This window comes from Bacillus sp. 7_6_55CFAA_CT2 (assembly GCF_000238655.1).
GTDB classification, from domain to species: Bacteria; Bacillota; Bacilli; order Bacillales; family Bacillaceae_G; genus Bacillus_A; species Bacillus_A cereus.
In genome coordinates, this window is record NZ_JH414709.1 from 1,126,208 (window position 1) to 1,149,698 (window position 23,491).

The window sequence follows — 23,491 nt, forward strand, 5'->3', positions numbered from 1 at the left end:
TGATTATTTGTTCTACTTGTTTTGTAGCATTGTATATTCCTTTTTTCATATCTAGAACACTTTTTTCAATGTACTATTAATCGTTTCAACTGGAATAAACAAAATATGTGACACATATGTTTAAGCATTGGTCAATTGTTGAAAGGGATGAAGAGTATGTCACAGCTGAACTTTGAAGAAAATTTATTAACTAAAGTAGCCTGGTACTATTATAAAGATCAATTAACACAACAAGAGATTGCTTCACTTCTTCATATTTCAAGAAATAAAGTCGTCCGGTTATTAGATAAGGCACGCAGTGAAGGTATCGTTACATTTCACGTAAAAGGAACCGGTTTGCATTGCTTGAGCATTGAACGTGACTTAATGAAAAAGTTCCACTTAAAAGATGCTTTCATTATCCCTACTCCAATAAACAATTATGCTACTTCTCTCGGAAAAGCCGCTGCACAATATTTAGAAACTCATCTCCAACAAGGTGATTTACTCGGCATCGGCTGGGGTGAAACGATAAGTAAAATGCTAGAAAACATTCATTTTGAAAGTTCTATTAATCTTTCATTCGTAACGCTAACAGGCGGAGTAAACCACTATCTCCCAAGAAAACAAAACTATTTACACTACATGCAAGGTGATCTTCATATTATTCCTACTCCTTTTCTAGCATCTTCTACTGAAATGGCACGAAGTATTTTATCAGAACCAAGTGTGAAAGATATGCTTCATGTCGCTTCACTTGCACATACAGCAGTTGTCGGTATTGGCGGGTTATCTCAAGACGCTACAATTGTAAAAGAAGAAAAATTAACGCTACGTGAAATGACATATATTCGAAGTCAAAACGGGGCGGGCGATATTTTAGGACAGTTTTATAATACGAATGGTGAGTTATTAGAGCTCTCGCATCATAATCGTCTAATTGGCACGCCTCTCTCTATTTTGCGCAATATGAATCATGTCGTCGGTGTTGCTGGAGGTATAGAAAAGATAGATGCAATTTATGGTGCCTTAAAAGGAAAGTTTATTCATACATTAATTACTGATGAAGAAACTGCGCTCTCCTTATTAAGAAAGGAAGGTGATTGTTAATGTCTACTTTATTAGCTTTCGATGCTGGTACAGGAAGCATTCGAGCTGTTCTTTTTGATTTACATGGCAATCAAATTGCAGTAAGCCAAAAAGAATGGATTCACAAATCTGACCCTCGTTATCCAGGCTCTATGAACTTTGATGTAATAGAAAATTGGAAGCTAGTACAAGAATGTACGAAAGAGGTTCTTCAAAAAAGCAATACCCCTGCCTCTTCTATTCTTGCTATTAGCGCTACAAGTATGCGAGAAGGTTTTGTTTTATATGATAAACATGGGCAAGAAATATGGGCATGTGCAAATGTTGATGGCCGTGCATCCGCTGAAGTTAGTGAGCTAAAAGAAATCCGCTCACATCTTGAAAAAGATTTATACAGAAAATCTGGGCAAACTTTTTCATTGGGTGCTTTACCACGTCTACTTTGGATTAAAAAACATGAACCAGACGTCTATAGCAATATTCACTCCTTTACGATGTTAAATGATTGGATTTTGTATAAATTAAGCGGCGTACTGCAAATCGACCCTTCCAACGGTTGTACGTCTGGAATCTTTGATTTACAAAATAGAAATTGGGATAACGATGTCGCTAAAGAGTGTGGTATATCTTTGCCATTTTCACCAAAAGTAAATGAAGCTGGCACTGTGATTGGTAATGTTACAAAAGAGTGTGCCGCACTAACTGGTTTACTTGAAGGGATTCCTGTCGTCGCTGGCGGCGGTGATGCTCAAATGGCAGCACTCGGGACTGGAGTCGTAAACCCAAATCAAACTTTAATATGCGGCGGCAGCTTTTGGCAACAAGAAGTGAATGTTACTGAGCCAATAACAGATCCACATGCTGCGATTCGAGTAAATTGTCATGTTGTTCCGAACCTTTGGCAATATGAAACAATCGCCTTTTTCCCAGGTCTCGTTATGCGCTGGTTTCGAGACGCTTTTTGCCAAGAGGAAAAGAAACTAGCTGATAAGCTCGGTGTAGATGCTTATGAATTATTAGAAGAACAAGCGAAAGACGTACCTGTCGGTTCATATGGTATTATCCCTACTTTTTCAAACGTTATGAACTACATTTCTTGGCGTCATGCCGCACCTTCTTTTTTAAATTTAAGTTTAGACGCTGACAAATGCGGAAAAAAAGAAATGTTTCGTGCTATTGAAGAAAATGCCGCCTTCGTTACACTTGGAAACTTAAAACTAATTGAAAATCTTACTGGTACATTCCCTTCTGAAGTTATTTTTGCTGGCGGTGCCGCTAAAGGGAAACTATGGCCACAAATTCTATCAGACGTACTCGGTATTCCTGTAAAAGTACCTGTCGTGAAAGAAGCAGCTGCTTTAGGAACTGCGATTGCTGCTGGAGTTGGCGCAGGCATCTATTCATCTATGGAAGAAACTGCTGAACAGTTTGTACAGTGGGAGCACACATTCGAGCCAATTACTGAAAATCATGAACTATATAAAGAATTCTATGAAACATGGAAAACTGTGTATGACAGTCAACTCGCTTTAGCTGATAAAGGGCTCACTTCACATATGTGGATTGCGCCTGGTGCTCTGTAACACATTACATAAAGGAGTGAAAATGTATGTTAAAAGCGAATGAAAATGACTTCTCCTATCGCTTCGGTGATAATGGGCCGAAATATTTAATACAAGGTCCGAATATTGATCTTGGCCTTGTTGTCATTCAGCCTGGGCAAGAGTTTCAAAATCACTACCATACGACGTGCGAGGAAGTCTTTTATGCATTAGAAGGTGAAATTGATTTCTATGTGAATAATGAAAGAGTTCCAATTAAACAAGGTGATGTCCTGCAAGTTCGTCCTCATGAATCTCACTATCTTATTAACCATTCTGACAAACCTTTTAAAGCTGTTTTTATAAAGTCACCACATTTACCAAATAAAGATACAGTACAAACGGAAAATCCAACATTAACGAAGGAGTGATTTGGAATGACTTGGGGATTTAAAAATCGATTAAATACAATTTTACCTGATGGCAGAGCGGTAATGTTAGCGATAGATCACGGCTACTTTTTAGGGCCAATTCACGGGCTTGAACAGCCACTTGAAACTGTTAAAAACTTACTTCCTTACACGGATTCTCTCTTTTTAACGCGTGGTGTACTTAGCTCCTGTATTCCTGAAAACTGCAGCACACCGATGGTTATGCGTGTATCTGGCGGCGCTACTGTCGTCGGTAAAGATTTAGCGAATGAAACAATTGTTACACCTGTAAAAGAAGCAGTGAAGCAAAACGCAATTGGCGTTGGCGTTTCTGTTTTTGTCGGATCAGACTATGAAACACAAACTGTTACAAATCTCGCAAATGTAGTCTCTGAAGCTCACGATTACGGCCTACCTGTACTCGGCATTACCGCAGTCGCAAAAGAATTACAAAAACGTGAAGCTCGCTTTCTAGCACTTGCTTCCCGCGTATGTGTTGAAATGGGTGCTGATATTATTAAAACGTATTACTGCGAAGGATTCGAAAAAATAACGAGCACATGCCCTGCCCCAGTCGTCATCGCGGGCGGCCCCAAACTAGATTCAATTGAAGACGCATTAAACATTACGTACAATGCGCTGCAAGAAGGCGCAATTGGAGTAGACATGGGCCGAAACATATGGCAATCCGAGCATCCAGCTGCGATGATTCAAGCAATACATGGCATTGTAAAAAATGGATTGAATGTGAAAGAGGCACTTGAACTTTATGATGATGTGAAGAATTAAAGTAAAAAAGACAGACTATTTATTAGTCTGTCTTTTTTACTTTACAGTGAAACTTTCTTAATCCGTCTTCTAATATGATACATATTTAAATTTTATACACCTTCAAATGATTACTCTTGATGATTACTATTAAGCTTTGAAACGTTGATAAGCCGATTTCGATGATTTCACATAATAAACCGCATGATCCACATTAATAATATGATCTGGTTTTGGTTTACCTCGTCCCGCTCTATGTCCAGCTAAGTGTTCTTCACTTGTTTCCCAGTTTTTCCATGCTTCTTCCGATTCCCAGCGAATCATTACGACAACTTCTTCGTCACCGCGTCTTACTTTTTTAACGAGAACACTTAAATCGATGAAGCCTTCAAATTTTTCAATTATGCCTTCTCCAGTAAAACGTTCTACAACTATATTTGATGTACCTTCTTTTACTGTAAATGTTTTCGTTTCGATAAACATATATCCCACTCCCTCTTCGTAATACGAATACTAGTATTCTTCTATTATAATTGATTATGATAATTATTTTCAATTGTAAAGTTTTAATTTTTTGAATTATGCTGATTTCTTTTCTATCGCCTCATCTAAAAATTTGAAATATGGAAGTAACATCCCTATTAAAGAGGTGACACATATAATTGCACCGATAATTAAATATAGCACTCTTACTCCCCACATTTCACTCAATATTCCCCCTACTAACACACCTAACGGCATAGCGGATCGTATGAAAAATAAACGCACTGAAAATACTTGTCCTATCATATTATTCGGCACGGTTTGTTGGCATATTGTTGTGTTATGAACATTGAAAAATGCAATACAAATCCCTGCTATTACTTCAATTATTATTGCAATGATAATACTATGATTGAACCCTAATGAAATGTATGTGAGCCCCCCTATAAACAATCCTCCAAGCATAAGTATACGCCGGCTTTTATATGTTACTTTTCCGACTACTACTGATCCAATTACGTAGCCAAGTGGAAAACCTGCCATAAAATAGCCGTACTCTGCATATCCCGCTAACAGCTCGTCTTTTATATAAGGAAGATTTGTGACCATCGTTACCCCTACTCCAAACTGCACGAAAGTAAGAAATATACCGAGCCAAACGATGATTGGTTTTGTAAAAAAATATGTAAAACCTTGAAGAAATTGTTCTAGCCACGTTTTTCGTATATCTGTTGTAGTTCTCTTTTCTTTTATATAAAGTAAGAAAGCACCACTAACAAATAGACAAATACATACGAAAGATAATGTAAGTTCTGTTCCAATGAAATGAATGACTACTCCGCCTAATACTGGCGCAAGAAACATCATGAGACGAGTCATTCCATCAATATACGCATTTGCGTCTTGAAGTTGTCCTTGACTTACAATGCTCGGTGTAATTGCTTGACTTGCAGGTGTATAAAGAGGTGTAATAAGTCCCACTACAATTTGAACAACATAAATGTGCCAAACTTCTATACTACCTGTAACTAGCATCACCAAAGGTAATAAGAATACGGACGCCCGTATCCATTGTGAAAAAATCATAATCCACTTCCGGCTCCATTTATCAATAAATGGGCCACTTATTAATTGCAGTATGAGTGATGGGATGAAATATAATAGCCACATACTACTTAAAGCCATTTCCGATCCTGTTAACTCATATACTAGAATTGAATTACATAACGTTCCGAAAGCCCCTCCTAATTCAGAGATTGCACTACCAATCCACATAAAAAAGAACGAACGATTTTTCAATATATTTTTCAATTTCACACACCAACTTTTCTTTTATATTCCTCCCTTTATGTACATTCTCGTTGTTAATTATCTATTCAAAAACATATCTAATTCTTTCGCTAAAGACTGTACTGCTTTCTTTCTTAATACATATTTTCCGTCATGTATATCAACTAACTTCGCTGCACGTAACAATTTCAAATGATGGTGTACAGTCGATTTACCAAGCTGTAATCTTTCCGTTATTTCCTGTAATGTACGTTCTTTTTCAAATAACATTTTTACAATTCGCAATCTCGCCTCATCCCCAAGAGCCTTATGTTTTTGAACTAAAAAATAATTCGGTCCATACGGATCTTCAGGATGAATGCTTTCATTCGCAACTGGATAATGAAATACTTTCGTATCATCAATATCCGCTTCAATATTCCACGGTCTGTACGTCATTTGCGGAATAAGAAGTACGTGATGAACACTTGGCTCTGGCATATAGTTCACTCCGCCAGTCGCCCACTCGACAAACTCTTCCGGCTTCATCTTTTTATTCATTTCATTTTTCGCTTCATAATCTCGTTTTAATATAGAAAGTATTTGTTCTTCCTCTCTTTTAATAACACTCTCATACCAACCTGTCATAACAGCGATTAAATGCGATTTCAGCACTTGTACATCTACATTACATATAAAGCTAATATAAGTAGAAAAAAACTGATGATTATCTGTTAGTTCCTTTAGTTCGTGTATTGCACATACAACTCCCGTTGCAGCTAAACGTCTTTTCTCTTCATACTTCTCTCCTAAAAACGGTAAACATATAAATTTCAAATCTTCTTCTGAAAATGAATCAATTTTAAAATTAAACTGCGATAAATCTTGAAAATCCTCTTCATACAATAACTGGAGTAATGCTTTCCACGTATTATGTTCTTCTACAAACTGTAAGTGTTCTCTCATTTCTTCTGTTAATGCTTCCTTAATTTCTTCCCATTCATTTTGACTCTTTTCAAGAGTATCAATTAACCTTTTATGAGTAATCGCAGCAATGCCAAGTGCACATTCGAAAAGTATCGAATATTTCACCTGAACGTTGTATGTTTCCCTTTTTCTGCTCGTTATGTGATAGACCTCCATTTTTATCCCCTCCTTGTTTGCTATATAACATATTCTATTTTTATCGAATTTTACCTTCTATATTTTTAGAACCATTTTGCAATTTTAAAAAAACTTTGATCAATGAGCAAACAGAAAAAGGTTTATACTCTTTTCATTCTGACTCAATGAAAGCCTTGATTATTAAATATCATATTAAAAATGAGATTTTTTAATGGCTCAATTATACGTTGTATTTCACTCTCTTGTTCAACTATAGAGAAGGTTTATTGAAGAGAAAAGCGAATTGATTTTATTAAGAAAAATGAACAGGAGGCTATAAGAATGGGAAGAAAAGAAATGTTGCAAAATGGAGTCCAACAAGTTTTTTACGAGGAAGAATGGTACCCACCGATATCTGAAGCGTTAAAAAATCTTACTGCTGAACAAGCATGTTGGAAACCAGAAGGTGCTGCCAGTAATACGATTTGGGAAAATGTGAACCATTTATTAATCTTTAAAGAACGCCTACATTCCCGCTTACATGAAGACGACACATTTGTGGCTCCACAAAATAATGATGAGACGTTTATCCAAGGTGGACCTAATGATGATGCCGCTTGGCAGCAAACAGTGAACCGAACGCTTCAAGTACATGATGCCTTACAAGCTTCATTAACATCCTTTCAAGAAGCAGAACTAGATCAGCCAAAGCCTTCTCTACCAATTTGGCAACAATATTTGAATATCCTTTTGCACGATGCTTATCATACAGGACAAATTATACAACTTCGAAAACTCCAAGGTTCATGGCCAACTCACCGTTCTTATTTATAAGCGATGTTTACATTTGCTGACGTTTAACATGCAACCAAATAATTGAAAATAGCTACTTGTTTTGTAAATACTGCGATTGCTCAAAATAAAGCAAATTAAAATACAGGAATCCCAAACATCATTTACCCTCTTCATAACTTCTGATCATAATCCAAATTTGGAAGAATAGAGGCTTTTTTATATACAAATAATAAGCCTCAAGGAGTTGTTGACATGTATTTCATATTGAATATGTTAGGGATTTTCGTTGTCATATTAATCGTTTTCTTATGTTCGCCTAATAAAAAACATATAAAATGGAGACCAATTGTAATTCTCATCCTATTGGAGCTTTTTATTACATGGTTTATGTTAGGCACAAAGCTCGGCAGTATTATCATTAATAAAATTGCGTCATTTTTCAGTTGGCTACTAGCATGTGCGAATGAAGGTATTCGATTTGCATTTCCTTCAGCTATGGAAAGTCAGCACATTGATTTCTTCTTTAGTGCGTTACTTCCTATCATTTTTGTTATTACTTTTTTCGATATTCTATCTTATTTCGGAATCTTAACTTGGATTATTGATAAAGTAGGTGCAGTTATTTCAAAGATTTCTCGTTTACCAAAGTTAGAAAGTTTCTTTTCGATTCAAATGATGTTTTTAGGAAACACCGAAGCACTTGCGGTTGTTCGTGATCAATTATCTGTGTTAAAAGAAAATCGATTATTAACTTTTGGAATTATGAGTATGAGTAGCGTTAGCGGATCCATTCTTGGCGCTTATTTATCAATGGTGCCAGCAACATATATTTTCAGCGCAATCCCATTAAACTGTATTAACGCATTAATTTTAGCCAATGTATTAAATCCTGTGGAAGTTTCGAAAGAAGAAGACGTTGTTTACACACCTTCAAAACATGAAAAAAAGGATTTCTTTTCTACTATTTCAAACAGTATGTTAGTTGGGATGAATATGGTTATCGTTATTTTAGCTATGGTAATTGGTTATGTAGCTTTAACAGCATGTTTAAATGGGATTTTAGGATTTTTTGTAACAGGGTTAACAATTCAAAAAATCTTCTCCATTATCTTTAGTCCTTTTGCATTTTTACTCGGTTTATCAGGCAGTGATGCTATGTATGTAGCTGAATTAATGGGGATCAAAATAACGACGAATGAATTTGTTGCAATGATGGATTTAAAATCAAACTTAAAATCGCTACAACCGCATACGGTTGCGGTTGCAACGACATTTCTAGCTTCTTTTGCTAACTTTAGTACAGTAGGTATGATTTACGGAACTTACAATTCATTATTTGGCGAAGAAAAATCATCAGTCATCGGTAAAAATGTTTGGAAGCTTCTTGTTAGCGGGATGGCTGTTTCTTTATTAAGTGCTATGCTCGTTGGGCTATTTGTATGGTAAATAATTTTTATAATAAAAGACACCCAAGCCAATTGAGTGTCTTTTATTATTATTTTCGAATTTGCCCATTTCCACGAATCACATATTTTGTAGAAGTTAATGCTGGAAGCCCCATTGGTCCTCTTACGTGTAACTTTTGTGTACTGATACCAATTTCCGCTCCGAATCCAAATTCGGATCCATCTGTAAAACGAGTCGATGCATTATGATAAAGTACCGCGGCATCTACAGAAGTAAAAAACTTGCTGACGTTTTCCTCGTTTTCAGTAATAATTGCTTCAGAATGCATAGATCCATACGTATTTATATGATGAATCGCTTCTTCAACAGTGGAAACCACTTTCACTGCTAGTGTGAGAGATAAAAACTCAGTTTCCCAGTCTTCTTCTGTCGCAAGTAAGATAGAAGGATCAATCTCCACTGCTTTATCATCACCACGTAGCTCCACTCCTCTTTCCTTTAAGGAAGAAAACAACTCGCTACCATATTGCTCTGCCCACTTCTCATGAAGTACAATCGTTTCAATTGCATTACATACAGATGGACGCTGCGTTTTTGCGTTTATAATAATATCAAATGCCATTTGTTTATCCGCTGTTTCATCAATGAAAATATGACAATTCCCCGCACCTGTTTCAAGTACTGGAACAGACGCTTCCCTCACTACTGTATCAATTAATTGTTTACCGCCTCTTGGTATAAGAACATCCAAGTACTCGTTCAATGTAAACAACTGTTTTGCACTATCTCTCGTTGTATCTTCTATGAGCTGTACACTTTCTGAAGGCAAGCTAGTCTGCTTAAGCGCCCGGTGAATAACGCTAACGATGGCTTTGTTAGAATGAATAGCAGAAGAACTACCACGTAGTATTACTGCGTTTCCTGTTTTTAAACAAATTGTAGCAGCATCAACAGTTACATTCGGTCTTGCCTCATAAATCATTCCGACAACACCAAGTGGTACGCGCATCTCCTGAATAGATAGTCCATTTGGTCGTTCCCATGCACTTACACATTCTCCTACAGGATCACGTAATTCAATTAACTGCTTAATACCCTCTGTCATATCAACAATTCGCTGTTCATTCAGCAAAAGGCGATCAAGGAGTGAATGAGAAAATCCTTTCTCCTTACCTTCTTCAATATCCCGTTTGTTTTCTTCTAAAATATAAGCTGTTTCTACTATCAGCTGATTAGCAATTGCAGCAAGTGCTTCATTTTTTTGATCTGTAGTTTTAAGCACAAGTTCTCTAGCAACCTCTTTTGCTTTTATCCCCTTTGCCAACACTTCATTCATTTTTATTTCCTCCTTTTTAAAGTGAAACCCAATGATCCCTATGGATGACTTCATAACTATGTCTCTCGCCTCTTACTTGAATATCTTGGCTTTGCATACCTTTTACATCTCTTAGTTCCTCTGCACTATATGTGCATTGTCCTTTTCCTATTACGCGCCCTTGTTGCGTTACAACCTCTACAACTTCACCCACTTGGAAAAATCCTGATACATTCGTAACACCAGCTGGAAGTAAACTCTTCCCATGCTGAATGATGGCAGTAGCTGCCCCAGCATCTACTTCAATTTGTCCGCTAACAAGCGAATGCAAGGCAATCCATTGCTTGTTCATCTTCATTTCTTTTTGAGGAGCATTACCAACATACGTTCCATCACCCTTACCCTTCAAAACATCTACAAACTTTTCCTGTCCACGTCCTGTTCCGATAAATACACTCACACCAAGAGAGAGTGCTGTCTTTGCAGCATCGATTTTTGATTTCATACCGCCAGTCCCAAGTTTTGAGCCTGCATCTCCTGCAAGAGAAGAAATTTCTTCCGTAACTTCAGGAAGAAAATAATATTTTTTTGCATCCGCATTTTTCTGAGGATTTTTGTCATATAACCCGTTCACATCTGTAAAGATCATAAGCATATCCGCCGAAACAAGCCCGCTTACTAAAGCTGACAGCATATCATTATCACCGAACGTTAGCTCCTCTAAAGAGATGGAATCATTTTCATTAATAATTGGAAGAGCGGCACGGTTTAATAATTCTCCTAACGTAGCGTAAGCATTACTATATTGTTCTTTTCTAGAAAAATCACTTCTCGTCAGCAAAAGTTGCGCAGTAACGATGCCATATTTACGGAATTCCTCCGTGTACGCCTGCATTAACAAACTTTGTCCGACAGCTGCTGCAGCCTGTTTCCCTTTAATCGTTACAGGTCTGCTAGGATATCCTAGCGCTGAAAAACCTGCAGCGACGGCTCCAGATGTAATTAACACAACCTCGTGCCCATCTTCTTTCAACCGAGCCAATGCGGCAACGTGATCTGAAAGCTGTTCTGTAGAGATGCCTCCATGACTATCTGCCAAGGAACTACTCCCAATCTTTACAACAATTCGTTGTTTTTTCACTTTTTTATCCCCCAAGTCTAAAATCAAAGTTTTTTTATAAATTACACTTCATTCACTTTGTAACTATATCTATTCTCATCAATGCTGCACTGAAGTATTTAAGAGCAAAATAAAAATGACCGCTTCGCCCTTAATAAAATAAAAAGGACGAAACGGTCATTGTTCCGCGGTACCACCTTAATTGATATACATAGATATCCACTTGGTGCCTATAACGCAGGCGAACGCCTAAACTTTCATTTAAGACTCAGGGATAGGTTCGATATATTCTATACGAGGAATCTTTCAGCCGGTGAATTCCACTCTCTTTCGCAAGAAGACATATGTACTAATTCCCTTCAACGATTTTCAATCTAATTTTTTTATATTATGCGATATAGTTCGATTCGGTGTCAAGAGGTATTTTTAAAAATAAATAGAGCCACAAGTTATTTGTATGAAATTATCGCCCTACTGAATGAAAATACAAAATGATATAAGTTTAACTCATATTCATAAACATAAAACCTTACATTATAGTGTATATATTTACATAATGTCGAATATAATTAATTTTTGTCTTTTAGTGTTGCAAAAAGGAATATATTCTCTTAGAATGTTTCTTTATATTGCACAGGGATGTTATTCTTATTCTAAGAAAATAATATCAAACCGATATAATTGATTATAAAAGGAGCAAGATTGAGTTATTATGGATAAACAAATTGGATTCATCGGTTGCGGAAATATGGGAATGGCTATGATTGGCGGAATGATAAACAAAAATATAGTGTCTTCAAATCAAATTATTTGTTCAGATTTAAACACTGCTAATTTAAAAAATGCTAGTGAAAAATATGGGCTAACTACAACTACCGACAACAATAAAGTAGCTAAAAATGCTGATATTTTAATTTTATCAATCAAACCAGACCTATATTCATCAATAATTAATGAAATAAAAGAAGTAATCAAACACGATGCTATCATCGTTACGATCGCTGCTGGAAAAAGCATTGAAAGTACTGAAAATGCCTTTAATAAAAAAGTAAAGGTTGTAAGAGTAATGCCTAATACTCCTGCTCTTGTTGGAGAAGGAATGTCTGCATTATGCCCTAATGAAATGGTTACAGAAAAAGATTTAGAAGATGTACTAAACATTTTCAATAGTTTTGGTCAAACAGAGATCGTAAGTGAAAAATTAATGGATGTTGTCACATCCGTAAGTGGTTCTTCACCAGCTTATGTATATATGATTATAGAAGCGATGGCAGATGCTGCTGTACTAGATGGTATGCCAAGAAATCAAGCATATAAATTCGCTGCTCAAGCTGTGTTAGGCTCTGCAAAAATGGTACTAGAAACAGGAATACATCCAGGTGAATTGAAAGATATGGTTTGTTCTCCTGGCGGAACGACAATAGAAGCTGTAGCGACATTAGAGGAAAAAGGATTACGAACAGCGATTATTTCAGCTATGCAGCGTTGTACGCAAAAGTCTGTTGAACTATCTGGTCAAACTAAAAAATAAAACTATAAAAGAGATTACGTTAGCTATGAATTCACATACTTTTAATTAAAAATTCACTACATGATAAACGGCCAAACTCATATAAAATTGAGCTTGGCCGTTCTACTTTTTAATTATATTAAAATAATTTTATTTGACTCTTCTTTAAAGGTTCTGTTTTATCCCTTACCTATTCCCTACTATGATTGTGTAATTTTATTAGAAACTAATAATTTTTCAATGCATTTCGGTAACATATCTAATAGTGTTTCAAATGCGTAGTTTACATCTAGACGTTCTGTCCATTGATGTGCATCTTTTCCTACCGGTCCCATATTTAATACTGGAACATCAAACTCTTCTAATTCCTGAAGCGGAATTGAATAGCCTTTATCCCATAATGGCATATTGTCTACAAGCGAACTCATTGAATCCAGTGGATACTGCAAGCCTACATAGCTTAAATCTGAAATCCCCCCAAAATAATTTTGGTTTTCAAATGTAATTTTATGATTGTAATGTGCATACTTTTCCATTTCTACAACTACCTCTTTTATTAAAGGATTGTTGCGTGAACTCACAGCTGGATAGTACGGCGGAGCGAAGAAAAGTACAATCATCGGTGCCTTTTCTTTACATAAAATCGCTAATTTATCTACTAAATCAATCGTTACCGCACGATCATCTTTATCTCCTCTATTTTTTATAATATTAGATTGAATATGATCTATTTTTTCTCGTCCATGTTGCTCAATTGCATATGTGATAAGCTCTTCATAAGTTAATACATTTACTTTGAGATTAGGTGGTATAAATGGATTATATTTAGAAAAACGATATGCATGTTTTTCATACGACTCTTCTATTTTCTCTGCTACTTTCGTTACTTTTTGACGTAACAATGAAACTACATCTGTCATTGATTTTTCTAATAAAAACAAATTAAATAATGTGACTGCACGATGCGGAATTTGTACAGAATAATCCTCTTTTAAGTCCCTTTGAAGTAAGTTAGTTGGTGGAGGACTCGCTTCCCCTTCTACAATATCACAAAGGTCTGTGTTTAACTCTAGTTCTGCTGTTATTAATGAAGCCATATAACTCCCATTTAACCCTGCAAAAGGTTCACCTACATGTGTCTCTTTTCCGTAGCAAAGAAAACCAGGTAACACTTTACCAATAGAGCCAGTGTAAATATACTTATTTTGGTCACCAGGATGTCTTGAAAACATAGGCTCTGAGTTTAAGACCGTTTTATAATCTAAATTATGCTCTCTTGCTAAATCTAATAGTCTCGGAACAGCGGCCCTCATCCCTACAGAATTCACTTCTTCATCTGGTACAGCCAATAAAAGAACATTCCCATCGAATCTTCCTTCACATGCTTGTTCAATCATTGCCATTTGTAATGCGAGGCCGCATTTCATGTCCATTGTTCCTCTACCAAACAGCCAATCTCCATGTTCTATATCTTCACGTACATGGTCTGGAAGTTCATCTTTATGAGAATAAAACATAGATGTTAACTTTTTAGGATTAAATGCATCTTCTTTCCACACTCCGTAATCTTGTACATCTACAACATCAAAGTGACTTACTAGAATTACAGTATTTTTTGTACTATCGCTTTTCTTTACTAGTGCTGTAACAAAATATCGTCCGTCCCCCGTCGGATTTTTTTGCACATGGTGCGGGCTTTCTTTGAAGTACTGTAAATCAGATAATTGCTCCACAACAAAGTCTGGCAATATCACTTCAGCCTCTGTACCTGTAATACTAGGAATTTCAACAAGACTGCTTAATAATTGAATCAATTGTTCTTTTGATTGCCACTTTGACATATAAATCCCCCTATTTTTCCGCATTATGAAAATGAATTCCAATATATGAATAAAAAATGACGACAGCTATCAAAATTATAGTTCTGATGTACTGCCGATTTTTATTGATATTTCATGAGCTGCTTGTTTTACCTTGCTAATAAGAAAAGATAGTCGATCATCATTAATACGATGACTAATTAACCCAACACTTAATGCTCCTACTACTTTATGATTAAATCCGATAATAGGTGCAGCTACTGAAGCTGTCCCTTCTGTTTTTTCACCATAACTGACAGCATATCCTTCATTTTTTATTTGCTTTATCTGATTAAGAAGAATTTGCTTTTGTTCTGGTAATGAAGGAAGTAAATACTCTACAATATGTTCCATTTCATTCGTTTTCATATTGGCAAGCATCGTTTTATTTGCAGCACCAATTGAAAGTGGAATTTGTTCTCCTAGATTATCAATAACTCGAATTTTTAAAGGACTATCAATTCTTTCAATGATAATAGAATGTGTTCCGTTTGGAATATTCAAATAGACACTTTCTTCCACTTCAGCAGCCAAACGTTTCATCACTTCTCTTGCAACAGATCTATAGTCTACCTTCTCCAATTGACGCAACCCTATTTCCATCCACATTGGTCCAATTTTGTACTGTTTTGTCTCTGAAATTTGTGTAACTAACCCATGCTCCATTAGAGAGTTAAGTAATCTATGTACTGTACTAACCGGGAGATGTGTTCCATCAGCTATATCAGAAATAGCCCAATACTCTTTTTCATTTGTAGAATTCAATAATTTAATAATACTTATCGCTCGATCAATGGACTGTACCATAACTCGCCTCAACTTTACTCGTAATATGTTAGTACGCTTAATTAACTATCAATTTAGCAAACATTCGAAATGAAATCAATCTATTTATTTAATTTTCTAACAATAAAAACATATCACTAACAACGAATTGAAAACGCAAACAAAAAAATATTGACTTTTCTTTTTAATTATCTGAAAATTATAACAAGATTTCACATCACGGAATACATTCCATAATACGGAAAAACATCAAACTTTATTCTATCAACTACGAAAGTGAGGAAAACAATGGCGCAAGTAAACAATACAAACAATGAATTAAAACGTACGATGAAAAGTAGACACTTATTCATGATTGCACTCGGTGGTGTGATTGGAACGGGGTTATTTAACGGATCTGGCTTTATTATAAGTCAAGCTGGACCTGGTGGATCCGTACTTGCCTTTATGGCCGGTGGATTATTAATGTATTTCGTTATGCTATGTCTTGGTGAACTCGCTGTAGCCATGCCTGTTTCGGGTTCTTTCCAGGAATATGCCACTAAATTCATCAATCCTGCAACTGGCTTTACAATCGGATGGTTGTATTGGTTAAGCTGGGCGAATACGACCGGTCTTGAATTTACAACTGCCGGTATTACAATGCAGCGCTGGTTTCCTGATATTCCTGTTTGGGTTTGGTGTTTAATATTTGGCGTTACAATCTTTACTATTAACGCATTATCTGCTCGTAGTTATGCAGAAACAGAATTTTGGTTTTCAAGTATAAAAGTATCTGCCATTATAGCTTTTATAATTCTTGGTGGCGCCGCTATGTTCGGCTTTATTGATTTAAAAGGCGACGAACCAGCTCCACTTCTTTCAAATTTCGTAAATCATGGTGGTTTATTTCCGAATGGACTTGCAGCTATTCTATTAACAATGGTTACAGTCAATTATTCCTTCCAAGGTACAGAGCTTGTCGGAATCGCAGCAGGTGAAAGCGAAGATCCAGCAAAAACTTTACCTCGTTCTATTAGAAATATTATATGGCGCACAATGTTTTTCTTCGTCTTAGCAATCTTTGTTCTTGTTGCTTTAATTCCTTGGGAAGAAGCAGGACTCACAAAGAGCCCATTCGTTGCTGTTTTTGATAATATCGGTATTCCATATGCAGCTGATATTATGAACTTTGTTATTCTTACTGCTGTTCTTTCTGTTGCAAACTCAGGACTATACGCTGCTACTCGCATGCTTTGGTCTTTATCAAAAAACGAAATGGCTCCAGCATTTTTAAAGAAATTATCATCACGTGGGATTCCTCTCAACGCTTTAATCATGACAATAGCTATTTCTGCTTTTTCTCTTTTAACAAGCGTCGTAGCTGCTGAAACGGTTTACTTATGGTTAATTTCCATTTCTGGAGTCATAACAATTATTGTTTGGATGTCAATTTGTGTTTCTCAATTCTTTTTCCGCAAACACTATTTAGCTGAAGGTGGAAAATTAGACGATTTGAAGTTCAGAACTCCACTCTATCCCCTTGTACCAATTCTTGGTTTTGGATTGTATGGCATTATATTAGTAAGTCTTATCTTTATCCCAGATCAAAGACTAGGCATTTATTGTACTGTACCATTTATCATCTTTTGCTATACTTACTATCACTTTAAAGTTAAGAAAAGAATTGCAACTAACACTCAAAGTGAAACTAAAATTAGCGAAACTTCTTAATATTGTACGATACAAAAAAGACAACACGTGGCGTTTCACTTCATGTGTTGTCTTTTTTTATTATTTAAATATGAGTTCACCTGAATTTAATGGATTTTTCTCTTCTCCTACAAAAGTAGTAAAATTTTCATTTGAACTTGCTACCTCAGTTGGATTTATCGTATTTCAATTTCGATATAATAATAAATAGGTATATCAGATATAGCTGTACATTATTAGAATTACATTCATTACTCAACTGGTAGTTATCAAGAAAGAAAGGAATGATCATAATGATACAGAACATATACGAAACTCATTTACATGTAAGAAATTTAGAAAAAGCGATAAATTTCTATCAAAACAAGCTAGGATTAACGTTAGCAAGAAAACTCTCCAAAAGAAGAGTGGCTTTCTTTTGGGTCGGAGAAAATAAAAAACAAATGCTTGGACTATGGGAAGTAAATAATATCGAAGACTTTGAGCTGAGACATTTTGCTTTTGGTGTAAATTTAGAGTTTTTAATGACTTCTAAAGCGTGGTTAGAGGAGCGTGGAATAGAAGTGATAGGAAGTCAAGGAAAAGGAAATCAAGAGCCAATTGTCCAAAGGTGGATGCCCGCTGCAAGTGTATACTTTCTAGATTGTGATAGAAATAAATTAGAATTCATTTCTATGTTACATGACAATCCAGATGAATTAGAATATGCATCCTATTTAAGTGTATGGAATGCGGAACACCAAGAAAAATGAATGAAATTTCCGTCCAAGTCTTTTCTAATTTTTTAGATATACTGTTGTACGATCCCCCTTTTGCTATTAATTTTCGTCGGATTTATGAACAGTTATCGTAATGGAAAATTCATGATAACTCCAATTGTTAACATAATGCATTTATTGTCATCTTGTATTTGTACTTACGTACTAGCAATTCCTAATCTGCTTCCATTACAATTTGAAACATTTAATTTTTCTTCTTATCTGGCATCTAATCTTTAAACAAAAACTCCCCTTAAATCGAAAATGATTAAGGGGAATTTTATATACGATGCAATTATAGTTCAGATTTCACCCGAACAGAAACATTATTTTTAATTATATTTTTGACATCTTTAAAGCTAACAAAATTGTTACTTTTCTCATCCCAAAGACGGAAACGGAGTGAACGCAAGCTTGTAGCAAGCGTAATTGTTGGTACATTTTTTAAAGGAAGGGTATTGTTGTGTGCCTCTTCTAGTTTATAGTTAGGTACTCTTGGACTTAAATGGTGAACATGATGAAATCCAATATTACCCGTTAGAAATTGCAAAATTTTTGGAAGTTTATAAAAAGAACTTCCCTCCACTGCCGCTTTCACATATTCCCATTCTTTATCTTCTTCAAAATAAGAATCCTCGAATGTGTGCTGTACGTAAAACAGCCAAATCCCTATTGAACCTGCTATTAAAAATATAGAACCATGTACTAAAAGAAACGATTGCCATCCAATTGCCCAGCAAAGCATTCCTACAATAGCAACGATTAAAATATTCGTTAAATAAGTGTTCATACGTTCTTTTTTTCTAGCACCTTTTCGGTTAAATCTATTTTTAAGCAAGAAAACATAAATCGGGCCTAACCCAAACATAACGAATGGATTGCGATATAAACGATATGCTAAACGGAGTCTAAATGGTGCTGCTACATATTCATCTACTGTAAGCGTCCAAATATCCCCTGTACCCCTCTTATCCAAATTACCACTCGTAGCGTGGTGAATAGAATGCTCATGCCCCCACTGATCAAATGGGAATAATGTTAAAACGCCCATACACGTTCCAACTATTCTATTTGCACGTCGACTTTTAAAGAATGAATAATGGGTACAATCATGAAAAATAATGAAAATCCTTGTCATAAATCCAGCGGCTAACAGTGCTGGAACTAATGTTAACCAATAAGAAACTGACAAACTTTTATAAGCAAGGTACCATAAAATAATAAATGGCACGATTGTGTTGATCAGTTGCCAAACACTTTTTTTAATCGTTGATTTTTCAAAAGGAGCAACTTGTTTTTTTAAATTTTTAGTATTTTCTAAGGTCATTGTTCTAATTCCTTTCCTTTTTGTTGCTAATTCATATTATAGCACACTATTAGTATCAGGTGTTAAAAGTAGCTATAATAAATATTTTATACTATGAAAATCTCTTTTTTCTTACTCATTACTTACAAATTTCTTACGTCCAAAATAGCTTCTATAATTGGACAGACGGAGCATTTTATGTATCAAAGAAACTTCATATTTTTCCAATAAGTACATAAAAAACAGCGAGTTTTTTCACAAGAAGAAAAAAGCTGCAATCAGTCAGTTTCACCGACTTATCGCAGCTTCTCTTCTTTTCACCTTATTTTATCGATGAAGCCAAACTGCACCTGCAGACTTGTCTTCAGCTTGGCCTACCACTTCAAACTTCAGTCCTAGCTTCGGTAACTTACGTCCTGCATCAGGAATAACGCTGTTGATGTATTGCTTAGAATCATCAAATTTTGCCACTCCTGGTAATCCTTTATAATCAAAGATACCGCGTGTTGGTGAATTTACTTTCCATGCTGGTGTTTGATCAAATGAGAATGCCGCATCGGCAATTTGATAACGCGTACTGCTCTTCACAGTAGGTTGTCCGTTTAATGTCCCTACAATTGCCTCTGGATGAGAATCTACTACTCCTAAGAACCCTTCACCTGGATGAACGCCTACCCAGTTATCTGTAAAGCTTTGATCCGCATACCATACAACCATTCCTGTATTAAATACTGGGCCACGTGCATATTGTAACGCAGTGTCAGAACCAGCGTAATTTCTCCACTCTACATAGTAATTATGTTTTTTCTGTTCAAATCCGTTAGACACAGTAAAGCCTTTTAACGTCATTGCAGGCTGACCTTCTGCATCATCAGAGAAAATAACTTTTCCATCTACAGTTAAGGCTGCATTATCTAACGCAAATCCTTTATAAGCTACTGCAATATCTGTTAAGTACTCAAATTGCAGTTTTACTTTTTTTCCTTTGAATTGGCTTAAATCGTATGATTTATCAACCCACTTACCATCAGTTGTATCCGCGCCGCCTTTTATATCTTTTTCGCCCATTCTATCAATGCGTGTCTTCGTTCCATCTTCTGCAATCGCATATACGTCAAGGAAATCATACTTCGCTTCAAGTTCGTAAAATGCCTTATAATCGAACTTAGCATCCTTTGCATTTGTTAAGTCAAATACTGGTGTCTCAAGTGTTGTATGAATGTCATTTCCTTTTGTACTGTAATAGAACTTCTTACCAAACGCTGATTCGATATTTTTTATATCTTTGTCCGGCAAGTTAACACGAACAATTCCAGGTCGTTTAGATTTTGTAGTACTTTGATCTACATATGTTGCAACACCGATTCCTTTGCTAAGTTTGTCATAATCTACTTCAAGAATATTCGCCCAGTTCCCCTTCATATTCTTTTGGAAAAACTCTTTATTTTGTGGCGAGAAACTCGTTGGCTCTGTTCCTGCAATTTTTCCAGCCCAGCTACCACCACTCATAATAGACCATGACTCAACAGGTTCACCTTGTCCTGAGTACTTTGTATCATATTCATCTGGTAAGCCTAAATCATGGCCATACTCATGTGCAAACACACCAACTGCTCCGTCTTCAGGCTCGATTGTATAATCATATGCAGCCATCTTTCCGCCCCAGTTCGAAACAGAAGATTTCGTGCCATCAATTGCATATGGTTTTGAACCTAGTTTTGAACGATGTGACCAAATCGCATCATCTTTCAATTTACCGCCGCCAGCTTCTTGACCAACGCCAGCATGTACAACCATTAAATGATCAATAATGCCATCTGGCTCATTTTTATTTCCATCACCATCTTGATCGTATTGATCAAATTGGTCATAGTCTGCTAAATTGATTCCTTTTGCTACCGCTGCTTTTAATGCTTCTTTCACAAAATCTTTTGGTCCTAAAGGCCCCTTGTTATCATGCCCAGTACCCGCATCAGCACCATAATCTGATGCTTTTCCTGGAACAGTAAGCCATTCTGTTACAGTCCCATCAACTGTATAGCTACCACCAGATTGTTCTTCATAATATTGCTTAAATGTGTTAATTTTCGATCCATCAAATAAAGTAAATGGTTCATCACCAAATAACATTTTTTGATAATGTTCACGATTAAAGTCCTTAGAATACATGTATCCTGGCTCTTGATCAATATTGTTATGCTTAAAATCGCTAAATTCTACAAGTAAAACAAGTACTTTATCTTTTCGAACAGCTCCATTGTATTCTTCTTGCTTCGCTGATGTAGTAGGTACTTTTCCATTTAATTTCCCAGGGTTCAATGCTGCACCTTGTCCAGCTACTGGGCCTACTTCAGGCTGCTGCGCCTGTTCATTTTCCCTCATTTTTGCATCTTTTACTTTTTTCATAAAGTCAGAGGCTTCTTGCGTAAGACTATCTCCTGTTAAGATTTCTTTCCCAGGGTTTTCCCCTTTCTTTTTCTCAACATATTTTTCGACAGCCTTTGAAGTCTCAGCTTGTGATGCAGATTGATCAATTACCCCCCGTTGTTTTAGCGCTTCAGCCAAACGCTCCTCCGGTATTAAGTGCTCATCTATTGGTAGAGATGATGTTGGTGTCTCAGCATACGCTGCGTTACCTCCAAAAGTAAACGTACTACTTAGTACTGCTGCTGTTGTTAATACCGCTAATGGTTTTAATTTCTTTTTCTTTTTCTTTTTCAATGTATTTCCTCCCCAGTGTCTGCAAATTATCGTTTTTTGCCGATAACAACATAATATTCGTTATAATACGAATATTCAATCTTTTTCAACAAATAAAATGTTGAGAAATATTTTTTATGCAGGGTGAAATACATAAGATATAAAAACAAACAGACTCTTCTATAAATAACAGTGAACTTTTATATGTTCTTAGTTACAATCAAAATCCAGTAAATCTTGGATTCATACTTTTTTAATAAAAATAAGAATTAAATATTTTCTATACTATTTAATCTATGGATTACCATATTACTCACTATTCTCATTATTACAAGCTAATAGTGGTTCGTACATCATTATAGCGTGATTCTCTGTTACATATTGATCTTCTATTAACTGTTTCTGTTGATTATATACTTTACGTTGAATCACATTATGTCGTATATAACCGCCCCAGTATGCAGGTTGAATTGAGTGTTCTTTCTCATACACTTCATATTGATAAAGTTGCGGATAGACTGTTCTCCATTCACCAACTAAATGTTCATCTGTCATATAAAGGTGAAGTTGATACAGTTGGTCCGTTTCATTTTTAATTTGTAAATCCAAATAGTTATAGGAACAAGTCGCCCCACTCCCAAACGGTTGAGTTCGCCTAGAGTCAGGAAAGACATCAAAGCTATGACGATATCGTTCTGTTACTGTCAGTGGTGTATGTAAAGTCATCCAATATATTAAATTCGAAAGCTGACAAAGACCTCCTCCAATACCTGTTTGAAAAGATCCGTAATGTAATACCATACCTTCTACATACCCTTTTTTCCTCGTTGGCTTACCTATTAAACGCCAGTAAGAAAATGTTTCTCCCGGTCTAATGACGATACCATTTAGTTTTTTAACAGCAATTTTCAAATTAACAACCTTATTCTGTTGATACCACATATCTACATCTTTTAGCTTACGAAGTAATATCGTTCGGTGCTGAATTGCTGTACAAGGTAGCTTTTCTTGTTGGAACCTTTTTGCATATGTTTTTCCGTCTGCCAACCACTGAATGTACCTCTTTGTAGAGTAATACCACTTCCCTAGCATAATGCGATACTTAGACCGCTGTTTAGGACGTAAGTGCACTATATTCATTTTATTCCCTCTCTCTTTCTTCAAGAAAATTCTAATATATTTCTAATTCAATAAACTACAGTTTTCTTAGCTGCATAATAATTTCCGCAAAAAAACAATAAATTTACTCTAGTGGAGATTTTATTTTGATGATTGCTTTATAATTATATAAAACTGAGCTTCAATACAATAAATTGAAATAAACATATTATAAATATAACGGATAACCTTAAATAAAAAATAATGAACATTAAAGAAATTCTAAAGTATTAATATATTTTTCGTAAATATTAATTGATAACTCATTAGACTTTACTATATGTATAACTTCTTATTCTACAAAACGAAATTTTTTAATGTAAGAAAAAAATATAATTTCCCTTTAACATTTATACAAGTCTCATATAGAAAAATTTACAAAACAATTCGAACACTTATATTTAGAATAAACACAAAAAAT

19 protein-coding genes and 1 other annotated feature are annotated in these 23,491 nt (G+C 35.6%); of the genes, 9 read left to right on the top strand and 10 right to left on the bottom strand.

Going from position 1 to position 23,491, the window contains the following annotated elements:
- Positions 1-138 precede the first annotated feature (138 nt).
- From HMPREF1014_RS14825 to lsrF, 4 genes are read left to right on the top strand one after another with little or no spacing between them, the layout of a single operon-like run.
- The gene (locus tag HMPREF1014_RS14825) at positions 139-1,089 is read left to right on the top strand and encodes a sugar-binding transcriptional regulator (RefSeq protein WP_142323767.1); all 951 of its coding nucleotides are present in this window, start codon (positions 139-141) and stop codon (positions 1,087-1,089) included.
- The gene (gene lsrK, locus HMPREF1014_RS14830) at positions 1,089-2,651 is read left to right on the top strand and encodes an autoinducer-2 kinase (RefSeq protein ID WP_000105695.1); all 1,563 of its coding nucleotides are present in this window, start codon (positions 1,089-1,091) and stop codon (positions 2,649-2,651) included. Before HMPREF1014_RS14825 ends, lsrK begins: the two co-directional genes overlap by 1 nt.
- Before the next feature lie 26 nt (positions 2,652-2,677).
- Positions 2,678-3,040 (top strand): cupin domain-containing protein, encoded by a 363-nt coding sequence (locus tag HMPREF1014_RS14835; RefSeq protein ID WP_000909986.1) that lies wholly within the window; start codon positions 2,678-2,680, stop codon positions 3,038-3,040.
- Between the two features lie 6 nt (positions 3,041-3,046).
- A complete protein-coding gene (gene lsrF / locus HMPREF1014_RS14840) occupies positions 3,047-3,829 on the top strand; it encodes a 3-hydroxy-5-phosphonooxypentane-2,4-dione thiolase (RefSeq protein ID WP_000219782.1) in 783 nt (260 codons plus the stop codon).
- A gap of 129 nt (positions 3,830-3,958) precedes the next feature.
- On the opposite strand, the gene hmoA is transcribed toward lsrF, so the two are convergent.
- The 3 genes from hmoA to HMPREF1014_RS14855 all read right to left on the bottom strand — a co-directional run bounded on the left by hmoA (position 3,959) and on the right by HMPREF1014_RS14855 (position 6,703).
- Positions 3,959-4,291 carry a heme-degrading monooxygenase HmoA gene (gene hmoA, locus HMPREF1014_RS14845; RefSeq protein ID WP_000469499.1) on the bottom strand — a complete coding sequence of 111 codons (333 nt, stop codon included), beginning with the start codon at positions 4,289-4,291 and terminating at the stop codon, positions 3,959-3,961.
- 96 nt (positions 4,292-4,387) lie between these two features.
- The gene (locus HMPREF1014_RS14850) at positions 4,388-5,608 is read right to left on the bottom strand and encodes an MFS transporter (RefSeq protein WP_000769179.1); all 1,221 of its coding nucleotides are present in this window, start codon (positions 5,606-5,608) and stop codon (positions 4,388-4,390) included.
- A 51-nt stretch (positions 5,609-5,659) separates the two neighbouring features.
- Positions 5,660-6,703, bottom strand: coding sequence for an ArsR/SmtB family transcription factor (locus HMPREF1014_RS14855; protein ID WP_000454543.1), 1,044 nt, complete (start codon positions 6,701-6,703; stop codon positions 5,660-5,662).
- Between the two features lie 303 nt (positions 6,704-7,006).
- On the opposite strand from HMPREF1014_RS14855, the gene HMPREF1014_RS14860 reads away from it, so the two are divergent.
- Together HMPREF1014_RS14860 and HMPREF1014_RS14865 are read left to right on the top strand one after the other, a co-directional pair.
- On the top strand, positions 7,007-7,498 hold the full coding sequence (locus tag HMPREF1014_RS14860) for a DinB family protein (protein WP_000532721.1): 492 nt from the start codon (positions 7,007-7,009) through the stop codon (positions 7,496-7,498).
- 213 nt (positions 7,499-7,711) lie between these two features.
- Positions 7,712-8,905 carry a NupC/NupG family nucleoside CNT transporter gene (locus tag HMPREF1014_RS14865; RefSeq protein WP_000273602.1) on the top strand — a complete coding sequence of 398 codons (1,194 nt, stop codon included), beginning with the start codon at positions 7,712-7,714 and terminating at the stop codon, positions 8,903-8,905.
- A 49-nt stretch (positions 8,906-8,954) separates the two neighbouring features.
- On the opposite strand, the gene HMPREF1014_RS14870 is transcribed toward HMPREF1014_RS14865, so the two are convergent.
- Positions 8,955-10,202, bottom strand: coding sequence for a glutamate-5-semialdehyde dehydrogenase (locus HMPREF1014_RS14870; RefSeq protein WP_001006621.1), 1,248 nt, complete (start codon positions 10,200-10,202; stop codon positions 8,955-8,957).
- 16 nt (positions 10,203-10,218) lie between these two features.
- A complete protein-coding gene (proB, locus tag HMPREF1014_RS14875; protein WP_000744735.1) occupies positions 10,219-11,322 on the bottom strand; it encodes a glutamate 5-kinase in 1,104 nt (367 codons plus the stop codon).
- Between the two features lie 140 nt (positions 11,323-11,462).
- Positions 11,463-11,673: a binding site (T-box leader), on the bottom strand.
- Between the two features lie 340 nt (positions 11,674-12,013).
- On the opposite strand from proB, the gene proC reads away from it, so the two are divergent.
- The gene (gene proC / locus HMPREF1014_RS14880) at positions 12,014-12,832 is read left to right on the top strand and encodes a pyrroline-5-carboxylate reductase (protein WP_000360728.1); all 819 of its coding nucleotides are present in this window, start codon (positions 12,014-12,016) and stop codon (positions 12,830-12,832) included.
- 179 nt (positions 12,833-13,011) lie between these two features.
- On the opposite strand, the gene HMPREF1014_RS14885 is transcribed toward proC, so the two are convergent.
- Both HMPREF1014_RS14885 and HMPREF1014_RS14890 read right to left on the bottom strand, forming a co-directional pair.
- Entirely contained in the window at positions 13,012-14,676 is a 1,665-nt protein-coding gene (locus HMPREF1014_RS14885; protein WP_145930924.1) for a M20/M25/M40 family metallo-hydrolase, read from the bottom strand.
- 51 nt (positions 14,677-14,727) lie between these two features.
- A complete protein-coding gene (locus tag HMPREF1014_RS14890) occupies positions 14,728-15,477 on the bottom strand; it encodes an IclR family transcriptional regulator (RefSeq protein WP_000250752.1) in 750 nt (249 codons plus the stop codon).
- A 267-nt stretch (positions 15,478-15,744) separates the two neighbouring features.
- Between HMPREF1014_RS14890 and HMPREF1014_RS14895 the strand changes: the two genes are divergently transcribed.
- The gene (locus tag HMPREF1014_RS14895) at positions 15,745-17,169 is read left to right on the top strand and encodes an amino acid permease (protein WP_000079967.1); all 1,425 of its coding nucleotides are present in this window, start codon (positions 15,745-15,747) and stop codon (positions 17,167-17,169) included.
- A 272-nt stretch (positions 17,170-17,441) separates the two neighbouring features.
- Positions 17,442-17,900: a VOC family protein gene (locus HMPREF1014_RS14900; protein WP_000615639.1), complete on the top strand. Its 459-nt coding sequence runs from the start codon at positions 17,442-17,444 to the stop codon at positions 17,898-17,900.
- 301 nt (positions 17,901-18,201) lie between these two features.
- Here HMPREF1014_RS14900 and desA read toward each other — a convergent pair whose 3' ends face one another.
- The 3 genes from desA to HMPREF1014_RS14915 form a co-directional block, all read right to left on the bottom strand.
- Positions 18,202-19,233 (bottom strand): Delta(5) desaturase DesA, encoded by a 1,032-nt coding sequence (gene desA / locus HMPREF1014_RS14905; protein ID WP_000171499.1) that lies wholly within the window; start codon positions 19,231-19,233, stop codon positions 18,202-18,204.
- 306 nt (positions 19,234-19,539) lie between these two features.
- The gene (locus HMPREF1014_RS14910; RefSeq protein ID WP_000727435.1) at positions 19,540-21,933 is read right to left on the bottom strand and encodes an immune inhibitor A domain-containing protein; all 2,394 of its coding nucleotides are present in this window, start codon (positions 21,931-21,933) and stop codon (positions 19,540-19,542) included.
- Positions 21,934-22,221: 288 nt separating this feature from the next.
- Positions 22,222-23,052, bottom strand: a complete 831-nt coding sequence (locus HMPREF1014_RS14915) for a VanW family protein (RefSeq protein ID WP_009327106.1) — start codon at positions 23,050-23,052, stop codon at positions 22,222-22,224.
- Positions 23,053-23,491 lie beyond the last annotated feature (439 nt).